At 45.2% G+C, this 7,939-nt stretch carries 8 protein-coding genes; 6 read left to right on the top strand and 2 right to left on the bottom strand.

The window, feature by feature from the left end; all coding sequences use genetic code 11:
- Window positions 1–528: 528 nt before the first annotated feature.
- On the top strand, window positions 529–1,818 hold the full coding sequence (locus tag K8S15_04005) for a T9SS type A sorting domain-containing protein (GenBank protein MCD4775198.1): 1,290 nt from the start codon (window positions 529–531) through the stop codon (window positions 1,816–1,818).
- 161 nt (window positions 1,819–1,979) lie between these two features.
- On the opposite strand, the gene K8S15_04000 is transcribed toward K8S15_04005, so the two are convergent.
- Window positions 1,980–2,285: a DUF4389 domain-containing protein gene (locus K8S15_04000; protein ID MCD4775197.1), complete on the bottom strand. Its 306-nt coding sequence runs from the start codon at window positions 2,283–2,285 to the stop codon at window positions 1,980–1,982.
- Between the two features lie 408 nt (window positions 2,286–2,693).
- On the opposite strand from K8S15_04000, the gene K8S15_03995 reads away from it, so the two are divergent.
- Entirely contained in the window at window positions 2,694–3,758 is a 1,065-nt protein-coding gene (locus K8S15_03995; protein ID MCD4775196.1) for a T9SS type A sorting domain-containing protein, read from the top strand.
- A gap of 365 nt (window positions 3,759–4,123) precedes the next feature.
- Here the strand turns inward: K8S15_03995 and K8S15_03990 are convergent, their stop codons facing one another.
- Window positions 4,124–4,705 carry a hypothetical protein gene (locus tag K8S15_03990; protein ID MCD4775195.1) on the bottom strand — a complete coding sequence of 194 codons (582 nt, stop codon included), beginning with the start codon at window positions 4,703–4,705 and terminating at the stop codon, window positions 4,124–4,126.
- 318 nt (window positions 4,706–5,023) lie between these two features.
- Here K8S15_03990 and K8S15_03985 point away from each other — a divergent pair, with 318 nt between their 5' ends.
- From K8S15_03985 to K8S15_03970, 4 genes are all read left to right on the top strand, one after another.
- Complete coding sequence (locus K8S15_03985) at window positions 5,024–5,533, top strand: hypothetical protein (GenBank protein MCD4775194.1); 510 nt, start codon at window positions 5,024–5,026, stop codon at window positions 5,531–5,533.
- Entirely contained in the window at window positions 5,530–5,727 is a 198-nt protein-coding gene (locus tag K8S15_03980) for a hypothetical protein (GenBank protein ID MCD4775193.1), read from the top strand. Before K8S15_03985 ends, K8S15_03980 begins: the two co-directional genes overlap by 4 nt.
- 150 nt (window positions 5,728–5,877) lie before the next feature.
- The gene (locus K8S15_03975) at window positions 5,878–6,024 is read left to right on the top strand and encodes a hypothetical protein (GenBank protein MCD4775192.1); all 147 of its coding nucleotides are present in this window, start codon (window positions 5,878–5,880) and stop codon (window positions 6,022–6,024) included.
- A gap of 33 nt (window positions 6,025–6,057) precedes the next feature.
- Window positions 6,058–7,939, top strand: a 1,882-nt coding sequence (locus tag K8S15_03970; GenBank protein ID MCD4775191.1) for a hypothetical protein, incomplete at its 3' end; no start/stop codon positions are given.

The following is a 7,939-nucleotide window of genomic DNA, read 5'->3' as shown; positions in this document are numbered from 1 at the left end:
ATCGGAACTTTCAACAGGTTGTTCTATTAGCAGATCAGAAATCCTTGCTCATCAGCTTCCGCACTCATCGGCAAGGGCTTCGAACACCACTCAGGAGGACTCTACTACTTCCAACGGACCATCTTAGGGAAGTAATTACATAAATGAAGACATTTAGTATGATATAATGAAAAATTAATTTCCTTTATGTTAAGGAGGGTTTCGATGTTCAGCAAATTATGCAAAGCTAAACTTCAGCTTGTAACAGTAATTGTGGGGCTATTTATCATATGTCAGGTTGCTTCTGCCCAGACATGGCAGCAAGTATTGGATAACAATTTTGATTATGCAGAAACATTTGATCAGTTACAGGATTGGACAGGGGCAGGCTGGGGAGGTGTCTCATCTCCATCAGATATGCCCGTAAAGCTGAACGGAGATCCCTCTATATGGGAATACTATTCGTACTGGAATACCCACCACGACTACAATAATACATGGATAGGATTTCATGGGAGCGAGAATGTCTGGTGTAATGACGGGAAATCATTGTGTATTGACTATGGCGGGAACAGAGGACCAAGTCGCCTGGGTTTTAGTATCGGTGATAGTCCTGACGATGGATACGAAGAAATATATATCTTCTTTATGAACAAGTATTACAAGAAATTCTTTCGTTACAATGCTGATGGATTTATTTATTTCCCTTATCTGAAGACTCTGCAGATATCAACAGGTTTCAGGGATATTGTTGACTGGGGTACCGTTGAGGAACAGGAAGAAGCAAGGGATGCGCCTCAACAACGCCATGTGTATGGATTGAATGATATCATTATGAACTTCATCACTGGCTCCAGCTGTCAAAACAAGCTGTATGGCCGTTACAATGTATTTTGTAGTGATAGTAATGGTTATACATATTATCAGGAAGCAACGGAAACTGCATACGATGCAGAGTACACACAATTTATTGAGTCAAACGAATGGTTCGGTATTGAATATCACTTCATATTAAGTAATCCTCATGGCCAGCAAAATGGACTGGCAGAGATATGGGTATACGATCAATTCGGAAATGTAACAGGACACGATACTTTAAATAGTATCGTAACAATTCAAGACGCTCCGGAATGGCCTTTATATCCACCGCCACCTGTACAGAACCATGTATTTAACCATAAATACAATAAATTCGTATGGGGTGGAAACAGATGTGATTATGGAAATGATTTTCTGAATTGTTTCGCTTTTACAGCAAATCCCGCAACAGACATTATCACGGTAGACGCAGAAGGAAGAGAGACCGGAGAAGTTGTCAAGATATCTTCAGATAGCCTTATTCCTGAACCCTTAGAAACGGGACACTGGTATTACATAATAGTCTTGAGCGATAGCAGTGTTAAGTTTGCTGATAGTTACAGTAATGCCATGAACGGAACAGCAATTGATATTTTATCAGCTGGAGCAGGTACCCATTATATGTCCGCATGGAGTAACTTGTACGTAGATGATATCGTTATGAACAGCACCAGGATTGGACCAACCTATTTTTCTTTGCTTGGTTCAGTTGGAATAAATCAAGCAGAAAATGACACTCCTCCCAAGTCTTTTAGAGCTTATCAAGGGGGGAATGCAGTAACCTTTTCTGGTGATTTTAATATAGGTGACAGTATTACTATTTATGATATCAACGGAAGAATGGTGCATGATTCAGCTAGTTACATTGAAACAACTTACCTGTGGAATCTGGATGGGATTACAAGCGGTATATATCTTTTTGCTGTACAATCAACTGATGGTAATATGATAACAAGCGGTAAGATTGTAGTGATAAGATAAGAAAGTGAACTGAGAATTTTATCAGTATCTGACTCTTATATGGAAAGAGATGGAATTTTCTTATATCTAATCCGATGTGACCAAACTTATGCAGTAATTATTTGAGTAAATTTACTCAATTTGCAGAGTATATGACTGAAGAATGGAGCTTATTGTCTGCTCTATTTCACTGAAGGTTCAGGATTCTCCGGTTCCGCCTCGGACCCCGGAGAAAATGGCCACGGCTTTCTGTCAGTGTTGTAGGACAGGAATTCAATGATCTCAGCTGCATAAAGGCTCAGATCTTTGCCGAAATCTTTCACGTTATCGTTCGGCTTCCGGGTAATCAGGGTACAGATAAACTGAAACAGGGCAATAAACACGACCAGCACAGCCACAAATCGAGCTGCCACGAAGAATATTATCATAAAGAGACCGCGCATAAGATCATCTGTGTAGTCCCGTTTTTCACCGTTTCGTTCTTCCATTGAACTAACTCCTTACATCTCAGATTAGAACGATTGTGCATATCTTGTGCTCATGGATTCCGCAATTCATACGTTGATTATTTGTGCTGATTGTGTTTTGTCAAGTTAATGAGCTAGTACACTATCAGGTATTAGTTGTCGGGAGATTGCGAAGTTATTTGGTGTTCCTGCAAGGCGCGGAAGAAGGCGCATAGCAACGCTATGTAACTGATTCCGTAACGTCGCAGGGGCATCAAAGAACGAGCAGGACACGACAGATAATGCCTGACAGTGTACTGATGATGTATGTGAAAGACAATTTCCTGATCCGATCAGTGCCATCAAATTACTCGAAGCTGCGCTTGACCACCAATCCGGATACCTTCATAATCAATTGTGGATGTTTACCTTATATCGTTAGGAGATATTATGTTCAATTTTCTTCTCATTATTCTTCCCTGTTTTTCCGGAACGATCGAAGCTGAAGTTCGGATTCCCTTCTTCCCGGACATACCGATCGTTGTTGAGGACACATGGCAGATACCTTACGCCTCAGAGATACAGGATATAGCCATAGACTGGTATGCGAATACCCTGGTTATCCGAAGTAGTGCCGACGGGAAACTCTATCTGGCAAACCCATACAACTGCGAATATCAGGGAGAGGTTGAGCTCCCGGCAGGTTCAGATGGCTTCGGAGTAGCTTGTAACATGGAGGTGTACTACGTCAACAGTTCCATTTCATCGATGATTTACTACTCCGATGGATCAGACTCATGGAGCGAATTTCCCAATCCGGCGTTAACCGATGGTACAGGTATGGATATCAATGATTATTTCTGCCACGATCTATCCCAGGCAACCGCTTCAAGCCCCTACCAGTTCTACTGCATTAAGCCTGACGGATCCAGCTATGATACGTATGGGCTGCCGGGGGTGACCGGTGAGATCAGTGGTTTCATGGGGCACGAAGTTGCAACACTTGACTGTCCTCCATACGCTATAATACTTACAACCAGGTTCGGTCATGAGTTCTTCTTCTTTCACAACGCCGGTAGTACATACACGCAATACGGCCAGGAGCCCTGCCCTGTTCCCGTATCAGAATCCCTGGGTCTTGCATGGAGTACGGACGGTTATGTCTACTGGAGCTACAAGGGGCAGGACAACGAGTACTATATAAGTAAACTGATGATACCCGTGTTCGGAGGAATCGAAGACGATCCGTTCACGGAAGAATCCCGGATCGAACATCTAAGCGCTGCCGGCAACCCTTCCATTGGCTCTGCTTCCCTGGCTGTTAACATCACCAATCCGGAACAGATACTGCTTGAGGTTTTCGATCTGTCCGGAAGGCTGGTGGAAGTACTGCATAACGGTCAGCTTGCGCACGGCGAGAGCACCTTCGATTTCAACGGCTCACCGGGTGTTTACACCGCATATCTGCGGTACTCCGAACAGGAAGAGACTCTCAGGTTCGTTCTGATAAGATAAGGCAGATATTCTTTCGAACCTATTCTACAGCGTTTCGCCGGGTGTAACCGGAAATCTCTTCAACGTTGTTGAGGGTGTTCCCACCTGTGTTCTAAACCATAGTACATGGGCCGGTATGAAGAACAACTTCTGAACGAAACATGATAAAGAGGGGACGGTATCGGAGATAACGGAAAATCCACTTTCCTATTGCTCAGTTGCCGCTGCTGCTTTTCCTCAAAAAGAGTAAAATCGACAGAGTTCTTGTTCAGGAACTTAAGGATGTAATCGAAACCCTCAAGATGTCTTCGCATGTAATCGAGAGCGGTGAGAAGACACCTGATAAAGATGAAATCATAATTCTCGGCACACAATAATCCGGGGACCTACCACTGGCTCGTCATGTAGGCTATTCCACCACCTATAATCCCCGCAGATGTTAGACCCATACCCGCATACGAGCCAAAACGCAGACCTACCTGCAGCACCTGATCGTGACCGGATTCGAAGTTATCGACAAAGTCCAGTCTGGTGGAAAGACCCACCCAGTCTTTCCAGCCGACAGATAATTCTACGGTATAACCGGCAAATCCATCGGGAGGTGGACTGTCTGTAAGGATCAGTCCTGAAGAGAAATCGAGATGGAAGTCGTCATCCAGGTGGTATCTGAGATTTGCCCTGAACCCCATCTGGCTATGCCAACCACCGTTTCTGTAGGCGCTGTAGAAAAGTGACGGTCCCAGGTCGAACCTTCCGTTCAGAACGAACATCCAGCCAAGACTGGTAGACATGTCCAAATCGCGGATGATTAAGCTATCTGACTGGCTGACCGGAAGACCAAAATAGAAATCCGTTATGGGGTAGGATGTGCAGGTTCTGCTGTGGTCATAGCGTATACATGCCTCCCCGGACACAATGGATACTATGAGCAAAGATATAATACAGAACATCCATGAAATTGTCTTCATTAATAATTCTCCAGTAGTTTTTATAAGTTCGATGACACATTTTATCATTACGCAACCATACCTTTATTATGATATCCTGTCGATGATTTCATGAGGATGAACAGTGGAAAAAATTGGCATGGCTTGACGGAGATCCCATTATGTATCATGAATAAGGTTAGATTGTGCTTTAGTCATTACTGCCGAACTAACCAAAGGAGTTTTCTCTGAGTTACTTATCCTTTCAGATGTGCATGACACAAGTGTGCGGAACCGGCTTCCGGTCTTTCGTGAAGGGAGTTGCTGTAATCCGCACTGGCTGAGAGGAAGGTAGACATCATGAGAAGGCTGACCAAAACCCTGCTCATATCTATATCGTTTTTAATGCTCATGTCCGGTTGCGGATCAGGTGGTCAGGAGATAACCATCGAACCGTGGGAGATTCTCCTGGCGAACCTGGAAAACGCCTGGAACAACCGGGACATGACCCTGCTGAGAAGCTGCTTCCGGGACGACTTCCAACACCACCTGTTATCTGAGGATTGGGCCGACTACGACGATGACGGTATCCCTGATACTTACTGGGGAGAGGAGATCGAACTGGATTTCGCTGAGACGGCTTTCAACGATGCCGACTCTATCTTCTTCTCGTTGTCAGGTGGCGTTGCCTACACATGGCCTGACGACACTACAGGAGTATCCATAGCGGTGACCAGAGACATGACCAAGGAAATCTACTTCCCGAACGACACCCTGCTGGAGTCTGGGCAGGTCATGTTCGTATGCATACCCGACTCAGAGGATGACTGGTACATACAGCACTGGTTCGATCAGGGGGAATGGGAATGATTAAGCCCATGAGAAGTAATAGAAGAAAAGTCTTCATCCTGGCTTCTGCAATAGTATCCGCGATACTGATTTCGGTAGCCTGCACCAGCACCGACACCACCGGACCGGAGATCAAGCCCCAGGGTGCCGTGGGCTGCCACCGACAGTGCCTGGATGGTGATCGAGAATCTCAGATACGCTTACATAACCATTGACCTGTAACTCTACATGAACTGCTTCAGGGATGATTTTGAGTTTTGGCTCCTGGGGAGCGATAAAGATGGACTTCTCATGGATCGAGCACGATTCGGTACTGCTATAGTATTCATGATCGGGGCTGTCGTCCTGTCATGAGGAAGAGAAGAGTGAATCTACCGACCGATTTCACAGGGTTCGAGGGGCATTGGGTTGGCTCACCGGGCGTAACCGGAAATCTCTTCAACGTTGTTGAGGGTGTTCCCTCCTGTTTTCTCAACCATAGTACATGGGCCGGTATGAAGAACATCTTCTGAACGAAACATGATAAAGAGGGGACGGTATCGGAGATGACGGAAAATCCACTTTCCTATTGCTTTACCTGCGCTGCAATGATGATTCTAACCGGAACGTTGCACAGTCAGGCATTTCTATCCAATCTTGAAGCGGGAAAGGATGATCCGATCTATACAACTTACGCTGCCCCGCTCAGCCGTTCGGAATTCATTGTTGACGAAGGGTACGTATTCAAATGGTACGATTTGCAGGACGGGATTGATTTCGAAACGGACAATGGCGGAAGCCTCTGCATCGGGTTTACACTGAATGGAGAGTTCCGATACTACTTAAATGAGCTTTTTGCGGAACCGATTATCACAACATCGTACAGTGATCTAGTTAAATATTACTATTATCCTTTTGAAGGCATACGCGTTGAGATATTCTTTGATGTTTACAGTTCAAGAATTGCGATACAGGATATTATCATCATAAATGAGAGCGGTTCCGATGCGGAGTTAACAGTCTATCCATTTTTCTATCATCGTACGGACGAGATTACAGATGTATCGATAATCGATCCTGGATATGACGGTTTTATTTTTCAGCATAAAGAGAGACCGGACGGCTGGACAATCTCCCATGGTGTGCCTTATCAGGAAGATCTTATCAACGTTTATATTATCGATTCGGAAGCCGATGATTTTGGCGCTTATACTCATTTGACCGATTCCGACTTTTTCAGCGATGTTCTAAATAGCCGATTGCCCAATACTATTCCCGGGGCTGACATTAAAATAGCAGCTATGCAAAAATCCTTATCAATTCCATCAGGTCGGAGTTCTCAACTGCGAATAATCAGAGGCGTGGCCGAGTCCGAATCCGATCTGAATGATCTGATCGCGGAATGTAGAAATTTCAGGTTCATTGATTTGCAGCCCTTTGTGGAGGACGCCGAACAAATTTATAGCAACATCCCGAATTTAACATTTTCGAACCAAGAGTACGAAATGCTGTACTGGAGCGCTTTTTCATTGATGCGGCAGTGTATGATGCCGCCGGAAGGTGAATGCTCTTACAATTATTATGTTTTCTCGCGCGAACCGACCTGGGGCTGGGGACACGGCGGACAGGTTTTCCACGAAAGCCTGGCAATGATCGCCTACGCTTTTATGGACGGACAAAGCGCCATGAATTCCCAACGCGTTTATATGGAACGGCAATGGGCGGACGGGTATATCAATTATCGAACCGGTCCCTATTTGAATGAAACTATTCCCCACGCTGGTCAATACACAACATCCGCTCCCCTGTTCAGTTGGGAAAACTGGGAGATTTACCGAATTACGGGAGATACACTGTTTCTGCGGGATGCCTATCAATCCGGGTCAGAATTCTATCGATACTGGCTGGATAACCGGAACGCCGATGAAGACAGCCTCTGTGAATGGGGCGCCCACGCTGTATTAGAAAGTTTGCGCGACGGATATGTGGCAGTATGGGATCAGGTCGGATGGCCTGCCAACTTCGAAGGTCTGGATTTGAATGTCATGTTGGTTAGTGAGGCGTATTCATTGGCCCAAATGGCTTTGGAACTGGGAAATACGAGCGAATACAACTACTGGACAAATGAAGCTGCCCAACGCATGAATGCGATCAGCAATACTTTCTGGGATGAGCAGACCGGTTTCTTTTATCATGTTGATATGACCGATCATGATTTTACATTCAATTCTGCCGATGATCTGAAACGGCAGGAGATTATTGGTTTTCTTCCACTGTGGGCGAAGAGCGCAACCGATGAGCAGGCCGAGGAACTTGTTCGGGTGTTGACCGATACTGATAAATTCTGGCGCGTTTATGGAATTCCTTCGTTGGCGGCTGATGACATCTACTACAATCCTGAAGGTTACTGGAACGGTCCGGTCTGGGTTCAATGGCAGTATCTGATTT

It is taken from the genome of Candidatus Aegiribacteria sp., assembly GCA_021108005.1.
In the GTDB taxonomy this organism is placed as follows: domain Bacteria; phylum Fermentibacterota; class Fermentibacteria; order Fermentibacterales; family JCC-6; genus Aegiribacteria.
This window is presented reverse-complemented; position numbering and strand designations above follow the sequence as displayed.

Coding starts and splice junctions, on each gene's coding strand:
- K8S15_03980 (MCD4775193.1), top strand. CDS start 5,530: ATGATTAAGCCCATGAGAAGTAATAGAAGAAAAGTCTTCATCCTGGCT.
- K8S15_03990 (MCD4775195.1), bottom strand. CDS start 4,705: ATGAAGACAATTTCATGGATGTTCTGTATTATATCTTTGCTCATAGTA.
- K8S15_03995 (MCD4775196.1), top strand. CDS start 2,694: ATGTTCAATTTTCTTCTCATTATTCTTCCCTGTTTTTCCGGAACGATC.
- K8S15_03985 (MCD4775194.1), top strand. CDS start 5,024: ATGAGAAGGCTGACCAAAACCCTGCTCATATCTATATCGTTTTTAATG.
- K8S15_04000 (MCD4775197.1), bottom strand. CDS start 2,285: ATGGAAGAACGAAACGGTGAAAAACGGGACTACACAGATGATCTTATG.